At 38.7% G+C, this 15,387-nt stretch carries 19 protein-coding genes; 16 read left to right on the top strand and 3 right to left on the bottom strand.

Annotated features, from left to right (window positions below; all coding sequences use genetic code 11):
• The 16 genes from LKE05_RS14095 to LKE05_RS12490 form a co-directional block, all read left to right on the top strand.
• Positions 1-74 (top strand): stalk domain-containing protein (locus LKE05_RS14095; RefSeq protein WP_373367886.1); only part of this gene is annotated, 74 nt, incomplete at its 5' end.
• Between the two features lie 261 nt (positions 75-335).
• Complete coding sequence (locus LKE05_RS12560) at positions 336-1,568, top strand: helix-turn-helix transcriptional regulator (RefSeq protein ID WP_308457055.1); 1,233 nt, start codon at positions 336-338, stop codon at positions 1,566-1,568.
• Positions 1,569-1,731: 163 nt separating this feature from the next.
• Positions 1,732-4,791 (top strand): S-layer homology domain-containing protein, encoded by a 3,060-nt coding sequence (locus LKE05_RS12555; protein WP_147515204.1) that lies wholly within the window; start codon positions 1,732-1,734, stop codon positions 4,789-4,791.
• Positions 4,792-5,173: 382 nt separating this feature from the next.
• Entirely contained in the window at positions 5,174-6,055 is an 882-nt protein-coding gene (locus tag LKE05_RS12550; RefSeq protein ID WP_308457054.1) for a class II aldolase/adducin family protein, read from the top strand.
• 16 nt (positions 6,056-6,071) lie between these two features.
• Positions 6,072-6,659, top strand: a complete 588-nt coding sequence (locus LKE05_RS12545) for a heme-binding protein (RefSeq protein ID WP_308457053.1) — start codon at positions 6,072-6,074, stop codon at positions 6,657-6,659.
• 17 nt (positions 6,660-6,676) lie between these two features.
• Entirely contained in the window at positions 6,677-8,104 is a 1,428-nt protein-coding gene (locus LKE05_RS12540; protein ID WP_022229858.1) for an aldehyde dehydrogenase family protein, read from the top strand.
• A gap of 69 nt (positions 8,105-8,173) precedes the next feature.
• A complete protein-coding gene (locus tag LKE05_RS12535) occupies positions 8,174-9,343 on the top strand; it encodes a zinc-dependent alcohol dehydrogenase (RefSeq protein WP_373367885.1) in 1,170 nt (389 codons plus the stop codon).
• 25 nt (positions 9,344-9,368) lie between these two features.
• Complete coding sequence (locus LKE05_RS12530) at positions 9,369-9,710, top strand: BMC domain-containing protein (protein ID WP_022229856.1); 342 nt, start codon at positions 9,369-9,371, stop codon at positions 9,708-9,710.
• A gap of 30 nt (positions 9,711-9,740) precedes the next feature.
• Positions 9,741-10,010: a BMC domain-containing protein gene (locus LKE05_RS12525; protein WP_022229855.1), complete on the top strand. Its 270-nt coding sequence runs from the start codon at positions 9,741-9,743 to the stop codon at positions 10,008-10,010.
• Between the two features lie 15 nt (positions 10,011-10,025).
• Positions 10,026-10,484 carry a BMC domain-containing protein gene (locus LKE05_RS12520; protein ID WP_303672322.1) on the top strand — a complete coding sequence of 153 codons (459 nt, stop codon included), beginning with the start codon at positions 10,026-10,028 and terminating at the stop codon, positions 10,482-10,484.
• 90 nt (positions 10,485-10,574) lie between these two features.
• Positions 10,575-10,850 (top strand): ethanolamine utilization microcompartment protein EutM, encoded by a 276-nt coding sequence (gene eutM / locus LKE05_RS12515; RefSeq protein WP_117968447.1) that lies wholly within the window; start codon positions 10,575-10,577, stop codon positions 10,848-10,850.
• 143 nt (positions 10,851-10,993) lie between these two features.
• Positions 10,994-11,632, top strand: coding sequence for a phosphate propanoyltransferase (pduL, locus tag LKE05_RS12510; protein ID WP_022229852.1), 639 nt, complete (start codon positions 10,994-10,996; stop codon positions 11,630-11,632).
• Positions 11,633-11,671: 39 nt separating this feature from the next.
• Positions 11,672-11,932, top strand: coding sequence for a EutN/CcmL family microcompartment protein (locus tag LKE05_RS12505; RefSeq protein ID WP_022229851.1), 261 nt, complete (start codon positions 11,672-11,674; stop codon positions 11,930-11,932).
• Positions 11,933-11,985: 53 nt separating this feature from the next.
• Complete coding sequence (locus LKE05_RS12500; protein ID WP_303672323.1) at positions 11,986-13,320, top strand: 4Fe-4S dicluster domain-containing protein; 1,335 nt, start codon at positions 11,986-11,988, stop codon at positions 13,318-13,320.
• A 10-nt stretch (positions 13,321-13,330) separates the two neighbouring features.
• A complete protein-coding gene (locus LKE05_RS12495; RefSeq protein WP_118446613.1) occupies positions 13,331-13,879 on the top strand; it encodes a BMC domain-containing protein in 549 nt (182 codons plus the stop codon).
• Positions 13,880-14,153: 274 nt separating this feature from the next.
• The gene (locus LKE05_RS12490; RefSeq protein WP_308457051.1) at positions 14,154-14,375 is read left to right on the top strand and encodes a helix-turn-helix domain-containing protein; all 222 of its coding nucleotides are present in this window, start codon (positions 14,154-14,156) and stop codon (positions 14,373-14,375) included.
• 52 nt (positions 14,376-14,427) lie between these two features.
• On the opposite strand, the gene LKE05_RS12485 is transcribed toward LKE05_RS12490, so the two are convergent.
• From LKE05_RS12485 to LKE05_RS12475, 3 genes are all read right to left on the bottom strand, one after another.
• Complete coding sequence (locus LKE05_RS12485) at positions 14,428-14,571, bottom strand: hypothetical protein (protein ID WP_022229847.1); 144 nt, start codon at positions 14,569-14,571, stop codon at positions 14,428-14,430.
• Between the two features lie 151 nt (positions 14,572-14,722).
• The gene (locus LKE05_RS12480; RefSeq protein ID WP_022229846.1) at positions 14,723-15,028 is read right to left on the bottom strand and encodes a hypothetical protein; all 306 of its coding nucleotides are present in this window, start codon (positions 15,026-15,028) and stop codon (positions 14,723-14,725) included.
• A gap of 31 nt (positions 15,029-15,059) precedes the next feature.
• Positions 15,060-15,305 (bottom strand): hypothetical protein, encoded by a 246-nt coding sequence (locus LKE05_RS12475; protein ID WP_117968444.1) that lies wholly within the window; start codon positions 15,303-15,305, stop codon positions 15,060-15,062.
• Positions 15,306-15,387: the final 82 nt, after the last annotated feature.

The raw sequence follows: 15,387 nt of genomic DNA, 5'->3' as shown, positions 1-15,387 counted from the left end.
AAGACGACCGAACATTTATCCCTGTGCGTTTCGTCGCAGAGGCACTTGGTTTGGAAGTTGAATGGTTGGAATGATTACTTATTAAAAAACGGAAATATATTGAACCGACACCCAAAAGTCAGACCAAAATCTAACAGTTGGGATGTCGGTTTTTTTATAAAAATTTTTTCAAACAAAGACAAGATATAGTGCTTGCAATTGGTAAAAATACAAAATAATCTATTATGAACAATCAAAGAACTTTCTGTTAAAATTTTTTACTTGAAATTATAAGAAAAACAGTATATAATATAAAATGTATAGTGCGAGAGAGTGCCTATAAGGGAGAGGTGTCTATGTATAAGTTGAATGATATACATAATTCTGATGTCGGAAACAAAGGCAATTTTGAAAAAATGGTTATTTCCGAGGCGGACAGAGTTAAGCCTATTATCAAAGAACAATTTCTTAGAGAATACATTCTTGGTACGGGCGATACATATGAAATATTCAATATATATTGTAAGACGTTTGGCGTAGACCGTATGCTTGAAACAAGAATGATAATCATTAAACCGTCACAGCAAAGTGAAGATGAAGATATATTCTTCTTAAAAAACACTTCTGAGCAGTATATCGGTGAAGATAGATTATTATTAAGCACAACAATAAAAAATCATTTGTTTCTTATAACAACATTATTGGAACAGCAAGAGATTACATCGGTACTTGAGAAAATTCATAATACTATGAAAACGTGCTATGGATATGATGTTATGGCGGTATACAGCAAGATTGCGTCAATAGCTGATGCACCTGCGTCATACGAACGTCTGAAAAGATGTATGGGATATTCGTTTTACTCTGACAGCTGCGAGATTTTGTATGAAAACGATATTAAAATCAACGAAAATGCTGTTAGTGTACAAGCTGAATACGGCGCTATTGAACACGCCGTAAAAACCGGTGATATGGAAAAGCTGAAAATGCTTTTGAGCGGATTTTTTAAAACACTTGAAAAAGCAATGCCGACTCCGGCAGTTGCAAAAACGTATTGTTTGGAGCTTTACGTCTGTATAATTCGTTGTTGCAGTGTTGAAAAAATCGAAAAGTATATGAAAGGAATTGTTTCTGTTCAAGCGGCTAAAAAGCTTAGTGAGATTAAATCTTTCATTGAACAGAACGGTTTTGAAATCGCAAAAGCCAATGCACCGGAATCTAACAAAATATACAGTTCGCTTATTCGTGATACGATTAACATAATTGATGAGAATATCGAAAATGAAAATCTTTCGCTGCGATGGCTTGCCGGAACGATATTATATACGAATGTCGATTATCTCGGAAAGCTGTTTAAGAAAGAAACAGGCAAGAATTTTTCTCATTATGTTATGGAAAAACGTATGGAAATGGCGAAAGATCTCATAATAGAGGGTAAAAAGGACAGAATTTACGAAGTTGCAGAAAAAGTCGGTTACGGCTCAAATTCACAATATTTCAGTCAGGTATTTAAAAAATATACCGGAGTTTCTCCGCTGGAGTACAGGGAATTTGCAAGGTTGGCAAGAGAAAAAAATGAAGTAGGTTGAATTTATAAAAACAACCGAAAATAGTCCTTAAATTAGACAATTATAACTGATTTTTAACTGTTAATTGTATTGACAATGCTATATAATTGTCTGTGAGTTTCGTTAATAGAAATTGGAAAAATCCAATTTGTATTATATTTTTAAATTTTATGGAGGTATTCAAATGGGTAACAAGATGAAAAAACTAATCTGTGCGCTTTTGGCATCAGCAATGCTTGTAGGCTCAGTCGGCGTTGTCGGCTTTGCAGATGAAGATACAAACGCTGAAACAGTTGTAACAACTTCTGCAGAAGCAACAGAAAAACCTGCCGATGCAGAGGCAACAGAGGCTCCTGCCGGTGCAGAGGCAACAGAGGCTCCTGCTGTAACAGAGGCTCCTGTAGCTACAGTTGCTCCTACTACATCTGGTAGCAGCTATGATAACGACAGTTATTATGACAAGGCACTTTCACTATGTAGTGCACTTGGTATTATCACAGGTTATGAAGATGGTAGTGTAAAGCCTGATTCAAAGGTAACAAGAGCGGAAATGGCATCAATCGTTCTAAGAATGCTTGATTTAACATCAACATCTACATATCAGAACGGTTTTACAGATGTAACATCATCACACTGGGCTGCTGATCAAATTCAAACAGCTTTAGAGGCTAATATCATCAGCGGTATGGGTGACGGAACATTTGTTCCTGACGGCGAAGTTACATATGCTCAAGTATGTGTAATGCTTGTAAATGCTATGAACTATCAAGATGACGCTGAATATTACGGCGGATATCCTAACGGTTATATTAAGGTTGCAGGTATGTCAGACCTTGAAATCACAAAGAACGCACCGGGTGCGGCAGACGTTGCCTCAGACCGTGGCGTAGTTATCAAGATGGTGTATAATGCACTTCTTGGTCAATACAAGGAAATCAACGGCTATGAGAACGGTGCTCCTACTTACAAAGCTAACGGAACATTGGCAAAGGCTAAGTTTGACGTTATCGATAAGAAGGGTGTTCTTACAGCTACATCAAAGACAAGCGTATCTTCAACAGACGTTCAAGACGGTCAAATCGAAATCGTTTCAGATGAAGACGATGAAGCTAAGCTATTTGACTGTGACCTAACAGGTCTTGAAGATTACCTTGCTCAAAAGATTACATATTACTACAAGGAAAACAGCGGTCTTACACCAAAAGTTCTTGCAGTAACATATGACGCATCAAAGACAACAACATTCAAGGCTGATGCTGATGATATTCAAACAGTTGAAGGCTTTGATACAGATGAAGGTAAATTTAAAATTGACGGCGTAAGCAAGAAAAAGAACTGTGCCGGTGCATCAATCGTATATAACGGTAAGATTATATCAAAGAGCCAACTTGCAGAGTTAGGTGAATCAATCAATGACCTACTTCTTCCTGAAAAAGGTAACATCAGACTTGTAGACAGTGACAAGGACGATGTATTTGATGTTGTATTCGTAGATTCATATGAAACAATGGTAGTTTCAAGTGCAACAGACGAAAGAATCGTAGGTAAAGTAGCAGATGACGATAACTTCGGCGATACAAAGGCGCTAACAATCAAACTTGACGATTCAGAAGACAGAACAATCTCTGTTACAAAAGCAGGTAACGAGATCAGACTTAGAAACCTAAAGAAGAACGATGTAGCAACAATCAGAAGAAGTCTTGACGATACAGTTGTTGACGTTGTTGTAACAGGCGAAAGCTTTACAGGTTCGGCGTCAGGTATTTCAAAGAAGGTTGACAAGAGCTATGCTACAATCAACGGTACAAAGTACGATGTTGCAAACGTTGCAGTTGGCGATCTTGTAAGCGGTACACAATCAACATTCTATACAGATATGTTCGGTCGTATAGCTTATATTGAATCAGCAGGCGGAAGTGTTCTTCAATCAGGTGAAAAGTATGGTTGGATTATGAACGGCTATGACGCAGAAGACGGTAGCGGTTACATTATTGAAATGATGACTCAAGACGGTAAGTCAGCTGAATATAAGCTTGGTTCAAGTGTTGATTACTGGGCTCCTACAGCAACAGCTGCTACAACACTTTCTTCAAAAGAAGAGGCTAAGTCAACAATTTCAGCTCTTGTAAGTGCAAATTCATTTATGAAACTTTCATCTGATGCAAATGTTGCAATTAGACTTGTAAAGTATAAAGTTAATTCAAGTGGCAATATTACAAGATTATATTGTGCAGTTAATGCTAAAACAGTTTCTGATGACAAGGCTCTTAGAATTAATCCAACAAACTTAAAGAGTACTGCGGTTGTATCTGGTCTTGTTGGCGGATATAAGATTGGTGACGGTATTGTTGAAATGTCAGTTCCAAAGACTGCAGCAGATATGAAAAATGCAGACAACTATAAGGTTGGTACAGTAAATTCAGGTTCTTATGTGGTAAGAGAAAACGGTTCAAGTCGTGATTTCGTTGTTGGTCAATTTGAAAATACAAATGTTCCTACAATTCTTATCAACTTTACTTCAAGTGCGGATGCTCTTGCAGCAGTAAAGGATATTGATACGGCTGCTAACAATCCGACAATGGTCGTTAATGAAATTGAAACTGGTGTTGATGATGATGACAACACAGTTTACACAATCAATGGTTACTTTAATGGTGCAGAAGTATCTCTTACAACAACAAAGAATGCTGTTTTAGGTAAGTTGAATAACAAGGGTAAGAATAACGGCATTATTGCAGACCAGGGTGGTAGCAAGTTCTATTCAACAACAGATATTTGGAATGCACAATCTGGTGCTAAATTGACTGATTACTTATCAGAGGGCGATTATATTCTTTATGATGGTGGAGATAGAATTGTCTTGGTACTTGACGCAGATGATGTGTATAAACAAGTATATGAAGGTAAGACTGTAGCCGATGCTCTACCGTTTGGTGCATATAACCAATTTATTGCTCGTAATATGATGGTATATGGTGCAGTGCTTTCATCAGATCTTGATGATGAGGCTAAGGTTGAAATTGATGCAAGTGCATTGAATACTCTTCAATTCGACTCATCAAAGCTTATGGATACTATTGAAATCAATATAAAGACCGGTAAGGCTTCTATTGATACAGACGGTAGTGAGATTTCAGATCTTGAGCCATATGATTCTGAAACAAAAACAGGTGATTATGCAATAGCAAGATTCTGTGATAAGGGTGCTCTACAAGAAATCGTTATTTACAGATTTGTAAACTAATTTCTGAAAATAATAATAAAATAACGGACGCGAATGCGTCCGTTATTTTTATAGCGAAATAAAATATAAGATTGCAATTATAATACAACAATATTACATTTTGGTTACATTTCACAAAATTCACTTATTACGATTGTATATTATTGATAAAGCGGAAAAAATAATAAGTTTTATTGTGCAAAATGTTACGCAAAAGACTTGCAAAGTATAGGTGTTTTGTGATAAAATAATAATGTACAGTTAAAGATATTAATTTACAATTTGTCTGTGCGGTAAACAGCACAAAAACACAGAAAAAAGTCTTTACAACAAGACTTATATGGTGTATAATAAAGACAAAACAAAATAAAACCAAAAAAAACAAAGAAAAGAGGGAAAACAAATGTATAAGTCTGACTTTGAAATTAAGAAAGAATTATGCGAAATCGGAAGGAGAATTTATAATGACGGTTTTGTTGCCGCAAATGACGGTAACTTTTCAGTCAAAATTGATGACAACAATTACTATGTTACACCGACAGGCGTAAGTAAGGGTTTCATGACTCCTGAAATGATTTGTAAAGTTGATGGACAAGGTAATATAAAAGAGGCTAACGGCCCTTGGAAACCTTCATCAGAATTCAAAATGCACTTGAAGGTTTATCAGCAAAGACCGGACGTAAATGCCGTTGTTCATGCTCATCCTCCGATTGCAACTTCATTTGCTATCGCAGGTATTCCGCTTGACAAGCTAATTATGCCGGAAGCTATCATCTTCCTTGGTGCAGTGCCAATCGCACAATACGGTACACCGTCAACAATGGAAATTCCTGAATCACTTGAACCATATCTTCAAGATTATGATGCAATTCTACTTGCAAACCACGGTGCACTTTCATTCGGTTGTGACCTAAACACAGCATTCTTCAGAATGGAATCAACAGAATTTTACGCAAAGCTACTTTTCTATGCAAGAATGCTTGGCGGTGAAAAGGAAATCCCTTGCGGTGAAGTTAAGAAACTTGTTGAACTTAGAAAGCAATTCGGCGTTCCGGGTAAGCACCCTATGGAAAAGCTTTGTCCGGGTTGTTATGAAGGTGACGATACTTGCTCAATGTCACCGACAGAGGCTAATGAAAAGTACGGCGTAGAATCATCAGCCGCTTATCATGGTTTCCAACCGCTTCCTTCACAGGTTTGCCCGACTCCTTCATCATCAAATAAGGATATGGAAAGCCTTGTTGCAGAAGTAACAAAGAAAGTTATGGAACAACTTAATAAATAAGTAACGGAGAAACATCATGAAAACTATTGATGAACTTGTCGATGAGTTGGCAGTACGCCTTAACTCTGGACAAACCGTTAAACAAAAAAAAGTCGCAAAACCTGTTTCTGCTCCTAAACCGACGGAGGTTAAACCGGAAGTGAAAAAAGAGTGTAAAAAACAATGTAAGTGCGGCGGAAATTGCAAACATGAAAGTCCCGAAAAGATGACTATTGCTATGGCGAAAGAACTTGCCGAGGCAGTTGAAAAAGCGGCGACGATTTTGGGAGTTAAAGTGGTTGTTGCAATTCGTGACGAGGGTGCAAATCTTGTACTTCTTCACGCAATGGACGATAGTTACATAGCAAGCGTTCAGGCGTCACAGGATAAGGCTTATACAGCCGTAGCACTGAAAATGCCTACACATATCGCACTTGATGAATCAAGAGGCGGTTCGCTTGACGGACTTACAAACGGAAACGGAATATTGCTGTTGGGCGGAGGTTATCCGCTTAGAACAGACAAAAAAATATACGGCGGAATCGGAGTTTCAGGCGGCACAAAAGAACAAGATACAACTCTTGCAATGGTTGCCGACGCGTATTTTAAAGCCCGATTTGCTTGAGGAGGTTGGAAAAGTTAATGGTAGATGAAAAGCAAGTAAGCGAAATCGTTAAAAACGTTATTGCCGGAATGGATATTTCATCATTCGATAACAAGCCTGCAAGAAAGCAGCTTGGTGTATTCGATACAATGGAAGAGGCCATTGCAGCTTGTAACAAAGCTTACACGACCTTTAGACATTATAATAAAGAACAAAGGGAAAATATTATAAAGGAAATCAGACGTCTTACTCATGAAGAGGCTGAACCAATGGCTAAGTTGGCTGTTGAGGATACTAAAATGGGTAATGTTTATCACAAGATTTTAAAGCATCACCTTGTTGCCGATAAAACTCTTGGTACATCTGACCTTGAAACCCGTGCACTATCCGGTGACAGAGGTCTTACACTTGTTGAGATGGCTCCGTTCGGAATTATCGGTGCAATCACACCGTCAACAAACCCAAGCTGTACAGTTATTTGTAACAGTATCTGTATGCTTGCAGGCGGTAACGGTGTTATATTCAATCCGCACCCGCACGCAAAGAGAATTTCAGCATATGCTGTTGACCTTGTCAACAGAGCTATTCTTGCGGCAGGCGGTCCGGAAAATATCGTATGTACAGTAAAAGAACCGACAAGAGAAACTTCTGCTAAGATGGTTAATGACCCATCAGTAAGAATGCTTGTTGCAACAGGCGGTCCGGGCGTTGTTAAAATGCTGCTTTCAAGCGGAAAGAAAGCTATCGGCGCAGGCGCAGGTAACCCTCCTGTTGTTGTTGATGATACTGCCGACATTCCAAAGGCGGCTAAAGATATTATCGACGGATGTACATTTGATAACAATCTTCCTTGTATCGCTGAAAAAGAATGTTTCGTAATGAAAAATGTTGCGGACGAGCTTATTCAGAATATGTTGAAGAACGGTGCTTACCTAATCAATGCGGCACAAGTTAAACAACTTGAGGATGTTGTCCTTGTTTGGTCAAAGCCTAAAAAAGAGGGCGAACAGCCAAAACGTGTTATCAATAAGGATTGGGTTGGACGTGACGCAAAGAAGATTCTTGCTCAAATCGGTATCAATGTCGGTGACGATATTAGATGTATCATTTGTGAAACAGAGTTTTCACAGGCATTTGTTCAGACAGAACTTATGATGCCGATACTTCCTATCGTCAGAGTAGATACATTCGACGAGGCTGTTGAAATGGCTGTTAAGGCTGAACACGGCAATCGTCACAGCGCTCATCTTCATTCAAAGAATGTTGACCATATGACACAATATGCAAAAGCAATCTGTACAACAATATTTGTTAAGAATGCTCCGTCATATGCAGGTATCGGCTTTAACGCTGAAGGTTGGACAACCTTTACTATTGCCGGTCCGACAGGTGAGGGTATCACTTCTCCGAGAAGTTTTACACGTCAGAGAAGATGCGTACTTTCAGACGCACTTAATATCATATAAAAAGGAGTGAAAACCTTGAATATAAACGAAAATGATGTAGCAAAGCTTGTACAACAGGTTTTGCAAGAAATGACAAGCGGTGCTCCTGCATCAGCTCCAAAAGCACAAGCAGCTCCGAACGGTGACATTCCAAAGACTGCAAAAGTTGCTATGATGACAGAATTAAAGCACTTTGAAATTCAGGAATACCCAATCCCTGAGTTGGGTGATGACGATATTCTTGTAAGAGTTGAAGGCTGCGGTGTTTGCGGTACAGATGCTCACGAATATAAGAATGACCCATTCTCACTTATCCCTGTTGTTCTTGGACACGAGGGTACGGGTGAAATCGTAAAGATGGGTAAAAACGTTAAGAAAGATAGCGCAGGTAAGCCTTTAAACATCGGTGATAAGGTTGTTACTTGTATGATTTTCAAAGACGATCCTGATATTACAATGTTTGACCTTAATAAGCAAAATGTAGGCGGTGCAGACGTTTACGGACTTCTTCCTGATGATAACGTTCACCTAAACGGCTGGTACAGTGACTACATTCTTATCAGAGGCGGTTCAACAGTGTTTAACGTAAGCGACCTTGATCTTGATTCAAGAATTCTTATCGAGCCATGTGCGGTTTTGGTACACGCTGTTGAAAGAGCAAAGACAACTAACATTTTGAGATTTAACTCAAGAGTTGTTGTTCAGGGTTGCGGACCTATCGGTCTTATCTGTATAGCAGTTCTACGCACAATGGGTATTGAAAATATCGTTGCAGTTGACGGTAATGAACAAAGACTTGCATTCGCTAAGAGAATGGGTGCCGGTGAAACAGTTAACTTTATGAACTACAAGGGTATCGATAACCTTGCAAATGCTGTAAAGGACGCTTTCGGCGGACATCTTGCGGATTTTGCATTCCAGTGTACAGGTTCGCCTGTTGCTCACAGCAATATCTATAAGTTCATCAGAAACGGCGGCGGACTTTGTGAACTTGGTTTCTTTATCAACGGCGGTGACGCTACAATCAATCCTCACTTTGACCTTTGCTCAAAGGAAATTACGCTTGTAGGCTCATGGGTATATACTCTTAGAGATTATGCTACAACATTTGATTTCTTAAAGAGAGCAATCGCAATCGGATTGCCTATTAAGGAACTTATTACACACAGATTCCCACTTGAAGAAATGAACGAGGCACTTGAAACAAACCTTGCTCAGAAGGGATTGAAAATAGCTTACGTCAGAAAAGACTTAATCTAAACCTCGGAAGAAAGGCTGAATAAGTATGAATGACGCAATAGGAATTATAGAAATGTTCGGATTTGTTACTGCGATAACAGCGGCAGACGCGGCTGCAAAAGCTGCAGACGTTAAAGTTATTGCAATCGACTCAAATAAGCCGGCAAACGCCGATTCGGTAGAAGTACCGCTTATTATGGCTGTCAAAGTTCAAGGCAGTGTCAGTGCCGTTACTGCGGCGGTTGATGCGGCTGCAAGAACAGCGGAGAGCATATCCGGACTTATAAATAAGCACATAATTGCAAGACCAACCGACGATTCGCAAAAAATGGCGAACCGAACAAGTGTCGGCAGAGATAAGGTAGGTCATATACCAAATAACGCGTAGCGTAAATTTAAGGAAAGGAATGATATAGGAGTGCAGGCATTAGGATTTATCGAAACAAGAAGTCTTACCGCTTCTATTGAAGCTTCCGACGTTATGACCAAAACCGCTGACGTATGGGTAGTCGGAACTGAGAAAATCGGCTCAGGTCTTGTGAATGTAGTGATTCAAGGCGATGTTGACGCTGTTACGGCGGCTGTTAAAGCCGGTGAGGCAGTGGCAAAAGAAATCGGAGAGGTTTATGCAGTTAATGTAATTCCTCGTCCGCATGATGACATTGCCAAAATCCTGCCTTCGATTTAAGTAGGAGGTTAGCAGATGGAATATTCATTAGGTTTGGTTGAGGTTTCAGCGTTGGGAAATGCTATTATAATGCTTGACGATATGCTGAAAGCGGCTGATGTTGAGTTTGTTGCGACAGAGCGTAAGCTTGGAGGCAGACTTGTAACAATAGTCGTAAGAGGCGAACTTACTTCCGTAAAAGCGTCAGTTGACGCCGGTGTGGCAAGAGCTACAAAGGACGGATGTTTGAAAGCGTCACAGGTTATAGCAAGACCTCATCATGAGATATTTAAGTTCTTGCATCTTGACGAGGAGGAGAAAAAGCCTAACTCGGAAATTGCGGGAACACACGTCGGAGCGATAAAAGAAACTCCGGTTAAGGCTGAAAAACCAAAAACAGTTGAGAAATCAACAGAAACGGAAAAGACTGCGAAAACAACTGCCGAAAAGAAACCGGCAACAAGAAGACGCGGTCGTCCGAAGAAAACACAATAATTAAGTTCTAATTTGCACATTGGTGCTTTTAGATAAATAAATTAAGTAAAAAAGGGCATTTGCCCAAGAAAAAATAGGAGGAAATTTAAAATGGCAGTAGAAGCATTAGGTATGGTAGAAACAAGAGGTCTTGTAGCAGCAATCGAGGCAGCAGATGCTATGGTTAAGGCTGCAAACGTTACACTAATCGGTACAGAAAGAATCGGTTCAGGTCTTGTAACAGTTATGGTAAGAGGCGACGTTGGTGCAGTTCAGGCTGCAACAGACGCAGGTGCTGCAGCAGGTTCAAGACTTGGTGAACTTGTATCAGTTCACGTAATTCCTCGTCCACACAGTGACGTTGAAAAGATTTTACCTGCTGTTTGATTTAGTAAGTAAAAATTCTTATGTAGAAATACATAAGGCGAAGTATGGACGTTAAGTCCGATTCCGACATGGCTGACGGGGAAATTTAATTTTCCCGTCACAGCTATGGGGAATGAAACCTCAATTTTTAGGAGGAAAAAGGAATGGACAACAATTTGCAAGATATGATTGCTAAGGCAGTTGTAGATATTATTAAGCAAAAAGAAGATAATAAAGGAATAAAAGTCGGCGTGTCGGCAAGACATGTTCATTTATCACAGGAACATTTGGAAATTCTTTTCGGTAAGGGACACGAACTTACTGTAAAGAAAATGCTAATGGGTGATCAGTTTGCTGCAGAAGAATGTGTAACATTGGTAAGTCCGTCACTTCGTACAATCGAGGGTGTTCGTGTACTTGGTCCTGTCAGAAAACAATCACAAGTTGAAATTTCAAGAACAGATACCTTTAAATTAAAGGTTAGTCCGCCTGTACGTCCTTCAGGCGAGTTAAAGGGCAGTGCGCCGATGGCGTTGGTTGGTCCAAAGGGCAGTATATTTTTAAATGAAGGCTGTATCATAGCCAACAGACACATACATATGACTCCTGCAGAGGCAGAAAAGTATGGAATTAAGGATAATGACATCGTTGATGTTGAAATCCAAAACTCAAAACCGACACGTTTCTATAACGTTCAGGTCAGAGTTAGAGAAGACTTTAATACGGAAATGCACATCGATACTGATGACGCAAATGCCTGTGCAATAAAGACAGGCGACAGAGTTGTGATTTTAGAAAAATAACCATATTAGGCTTTTTGTCTAATAAGAGGATTGATAATAATGATTATTGGCAGAGTATATGGAAGCGTTGTATCAACTCATAAACTTGAAGGTTTGGTGGGATATAAGTTTATGCTTGTACAATGTATTGAAAATAAAAATCTTGTCGATAAGTTCCTTGTAGCAGTTGACGGAGTCGGCGCCGGTATCGGTGAGGACGTTATAATTACTACGGGTAGCAGTGCGAGAGTTGCAATCGGTGATGCAAATTCACCAGTTGACGCAACGATTGTCGGTATACTTGACGAGAAACAATGCTGATTAAATTCAGTAAATAAACCCACATAATAACTCTTTGGGGAGGAAGAAGCAAAATGACATTTGAAGAGCTTCAGAAAATTGTATATGATGCAGGTATAGTCGGTGCCGGTGGTGCCGGATTCCCTACTCACAGAAAAATTTCAGACAAAGTAAAACAGATTATAGTGAATGCGGCAGAATGTGAACCATTGATGATGGTTGACCATCACATTTTGGAACATCACCTTCAGGCACTTGTTGATACACTTAATGTACTAATTGATACAATGGGTGCAGATGAGGCAATTATCGGTATTAAGGGTAAGAATATGCACCTTTTGGATACAAAAATTGTTGCATCACTTGAGGGTACAAAGGTAAGAATTAAGGAAATCCCTGACATTTATCCTGCCGGTGACGAAGTTGTACTTACATATGAAACAACAGGCAAGATTATTCCGGAGGGAGCAATCCCTGTAATGGTCGGAGTAATGGTTATTAACGTTGAAACTGTTTATAACATTCACTGTGCAATTACAAACGGTCAGCCTGTTACTCAAAAGTATGTAACAATCGGCGGTGACGTTGATGAGGATATTACAGTTAAAGTTCCTGTCGGAATGAAGATTAAGGCGTTGCTTGAGGCAACAGGACACGGTGACCTTGACGGTAAGGCTGTTATTAACGGCGGTCCTATGATGGGAAGACTTGTTGATTTGGAAAACGATTCAGTTACTAAGACAACTAAGGGACTTCTTATATTCCCTGAAACTCATTCTATCATTCAACGTAAGAGAATGCCAATTTCAATGACATTAAAGCGTGCGTCTGCAGCTTGCTGTAACTGTACAATGTGTAGTGATATGTGTCCGAGAAACTTGCTTGGATATAATATCAATGTGCATAAGACAGTTCGTGCGGCATCGCACAGTGAAGTTACAGATTCAGAAAGCTTTTTGCAGTCGGCTCTATGCTGCGGTTGCGGTGTCTGTACCGTTATCGGTTGTCAGCAAATGCTTGACCCGCAGAAGATTTCAATGGACGTCAAAGGTGCTCTTGGAAGAAAGGGTCTAAGACGTCAGAATAATCAAGCGCCACAACAGGTAAGACCTGAAAGAGCGTCAAGACTTGTATCTTCGTCTGTTCTGATTGACAGACTGGGAATAAGAAAGTATGTTAAAGCACACGTTGAAAGAAAGTATATAGACTTTGCTCCAAACGAAGTTTATATCGAACTTAAACAACACGTTGGTAAGCCGGCAAGTGCTACTGTAAAGGTCGGCGATACAGTTAAAGTTGGTGACGTTGTTGCTCAAACAGCATACGAGGACCTTGGTACAACAATGCACGCAAGCATTGACGGCAAGGTTAAGGCAGTCACAGACAGATTTGTTATTATTGAAAGATAGTGGGTGAGAGATGATGAATTCAATAGGATTAGTTGAAGTAAAAAACGTATCTAAGGGTATTGTTGTAACTGATGAAATGCTAAAGAGTGCGGGTATCGTGCTTATAAGTTCAGGTTCGGTTTGTCCGGGTAAATTTGTCACAATCGTAGGCGGAGAACTTTCTGCTATTCATGCGGCTGTTGACAGAGCGGAACTTATCGCAGAAGATGCACTTATTGATAAATTTGTAATAGGTAATCTTGGTGATAACGTATTTGAGGCAATTTGCGGAACAGCCGATGTTAAGGAAAAGAAAGCATTCGGTATTGTTGAAACATTTACTGCCGCAAGTGCAATTCAAGCAGCCGACGCTGCTGTTAAAGCCGGTGACATCGAACTTATCGAAGTTCGTGTGGCTCGTGGTTTGGGCGGTAAATGCTTTGTTTCAATGACAGGTGATGTTGCAGACGTTAAAGCAGGCGTTGAGGCAGGAGCAAGAATTGCGACTGAACAAGGCGTGCTTATCAATACAGAAGTTATTGCTAATCCACATCCTGAATTGTGGGAAGCTGTACTTTAATTTGATTTTACGGCTTACAAAGGTACTGCGTATGCAGTACCTTTTTTACGTCTAAATCCAGACAAATTCGATTGTGTAGCGTAAATGTTTATATAATCGTATTTATGTGCGAAAGTATAGTAATATTAAATTACTAATTAGATTTGCCGAAAATGTGATACCATCACACTTCCCGCGGAGCGTGTGAGTTGAAATTTTAGATTTTTTGTTTATATTTTAAATTATTAAATGTATAATGTTAATATGAGATGATACAATAGAAAGGATGATTTATATGCTTACAACAGTAGAAAAAATAAAAGTAATTATGAAACGCAATAATTTTACAATGACTGAATTGGCCAATCAATTAAATTGCTCAAGACAGAATTTGTCAAATAAAATGTCGCGTAATAATTTTGACGAAAGGGAATTGACCGCCATTGCCAATGCTCTTGGTTGTGAACTTGAAATTAATTTTGTAAATCGTGAAACAGGTGAAAAGATTGAATTATAACAAAAATTCTGATTTTTCTTGCATACAAAAAAGCACGTCTAAAAATGTGCTTTTAATCTTCGTCAAGGTATGCATATTTATCTGACATTGCTTCCGTTATTTCTTCTTCTGTTAAGCTATCAATTATTCTTTGAATTGCTCGTTCATTTTCTTCAGGTGTTCCGTCTAATTTGGTTGATGGTTTAAGTTCTTTCATTCTAAATCACTCTTAACTGTCTGTATTCTCTTTTATTATACCATATTTTTTGACATTTGCAACAGATTTTAATGCATTTTTAACTCGTATGTCATATTTAGAATCGCACTTAACCATATGACATTATAACTACATTGGGTGAAAACATATTTTAATATGATTTTAATATATGATTTACAAATTCGTTAGGCAACTTTGCATTGTATTTTTCTACGTAATATATTAGTTCATCACTCCATACGTATTCGTTATCGCCTAAAACACGATTTTCATATGATATGGTATCGCCCGTAAATATATCACGCAAAATATCTAAACGTACAAAGATAAATGTTTCTTTTTTTAGATAATTCAATATTTGTTCCTTGTTTTCATATTCGACATCAGATATATTACTATGCAAACTTTCTAAACAACTATTACAACCGTTTAATTCTTTAAATCCTATAAGTTTCATATTTTAATCATTCCTTATATCATAATTTTAATTAGTACCACATTACCAAACGCTCATTCGGTGTATATGACGGATCTTTTTTTATGTCGTATAATATTCTTTCTAAACCGTTTATTGCCATACGAGTATATGTGTCGCTAAAACCTATCACACTTCTCACATCAATTTCTTTTGTCACTCTATTCATTTTAATATGACCGCATTCAGAGCTGCATTCAGGTATATAATCAGCCTCAATATATGCATCAGTAATTTTAATGTTTTTTAATTTTAACATAATACATTTCACTACCTATTTCGTTAAATTATATTTACCGTACGTCAGACTGTTTTCGTTCCACAGGAGTGTATGAGTAAAA

The organism is Hominilimicola fabiformis (assembly GCF_020687385.1).
Taxonomy (GTDB): Bacteria; Bacillota; Clostridia; order UBA1381; family UBA1381; genus Hominilimicola; species Hominilimicola fabiformis.
The sequence above is the reverse complement of the archived record's forward strand: the minus strand, read 5'-3'. Positions and strand labels throughout refer to the sequence as shown.

Bases quoted from the DNA above. Each gene is read 5' to 3' on its own strand.
- LKE05_RS12560 (WP_308457055.1), top strand. From the start codon at position 336: ATGTATAAGTTGAATGATATACATAATTCTGATGTCGGAAACAAAGGC.
- LKE05_RS12555 (WP_147515204.1), top strand. From the start codon at position 1,732: ATGGGTAACAAGATGAAAAAACTAATCTGTGCGCTTTTGGCATCAGCA.
- LKE05_RS12550 (WP_308457054.1), top strand. From the start codon at position 5,174: ATGTATAAGTCTGACTTTGAAATTAAGAAAGAATTATGCGAAATCGGA.
- LKE05_RS12545 (WP_308457053.1), top strand. From the start codon at position 6,072: ATGAAAACTATTGATGAACTTGTCGATGAGTTGGCAGTACGCCTTAAC.
- LKE05_RS12540 (WP_022229858.1), top strand. From the start codon at position 6,677: ATGGTAGATGAAAAGCAAGTAAGCGAAATCGTTAAAAACGTTATTGCC.
- LKE05_RS12535 (WP_373367885.1), top strand. From the start codon at position 8,174: ATGACAAGCGGTGCTCCTGCATCAGCTCCAAAAGCACAAGCAGCTCCG.
- LKE05_RS12530 (WP_022229856.1), top strand. From the start codon at position 9,369: ATGAATGACGCAATAGGAATTATAGAAATGTTCGGATTTGTTACTGCG.
- LKE05_RS12520 (WP_303672322.1), top strand. From the start codon at position 10,026: ATGGAATATTCATTAGGTTTGGTTGAGGTTTCAGCGTTGGGAAATGCT.
- eutM (WP_117968447.1), top strand. From the start codon at position 10,575: ATGGCAGTAGAAGCATTAGGTATGGTAGAAACAAGAGGTCTTGTAGCA.
- pduL (WP_022229852.1), top strand. From the start codon at position 10,994: ATGGACAACAATTTGCAAGATATGATTGCTAAGGCAGTTGTAGATATT.
- LKE05_RS12505 (WP_022229851.1), top strand. From the start codon at position 11,672: ATGATTATTGGCAGAGTATATGGAAGCGTTGTATCAACTCATAAACTT.
- LKE05_RS12500 (WP_303672323.1), top strand. From the start codon at position 11,986: ATGACATTTGAAGAGCTTCAGAAAATTGTATATGATGCAGGTATAGTC.
- LKE05_RS12495 (WP_118446613.1), top strand. From the start codon at position 13,331: ATGATGAATTCAATAGGATTAGTTGAAGTAAAAAACGTATCTAAGGGT.
- LKE05_RS12490 (WP_308457051.1), top strand. From the start codon at position 14,154: ATGCTTACAACAGTAGAAAAAATAAAAGTAATTATGAAACGCAATAAT.
- LKE05_RS12485 (WP_022229847.1), bottom strand. From the start codon at position 14,571: ATGAAAGAACTTAAACCATCAACCAAATTAGACGGAACACCTGAAGAA.
- LKE05_RS12480 (WP_022229846.1), bottom strand. From the start codon at position 15,028: ATGAAACTTATAGGATTTAAAGAATTAAACGGTTGTAATAGTTGTTTA.
- LKE05_RS12475 (WP_117968444.1), bottom strand. From the start codon at position 15,305: ATGTTAAAATTAAAAAACATTAAAATTACTGATGCATATATTGAGGCT.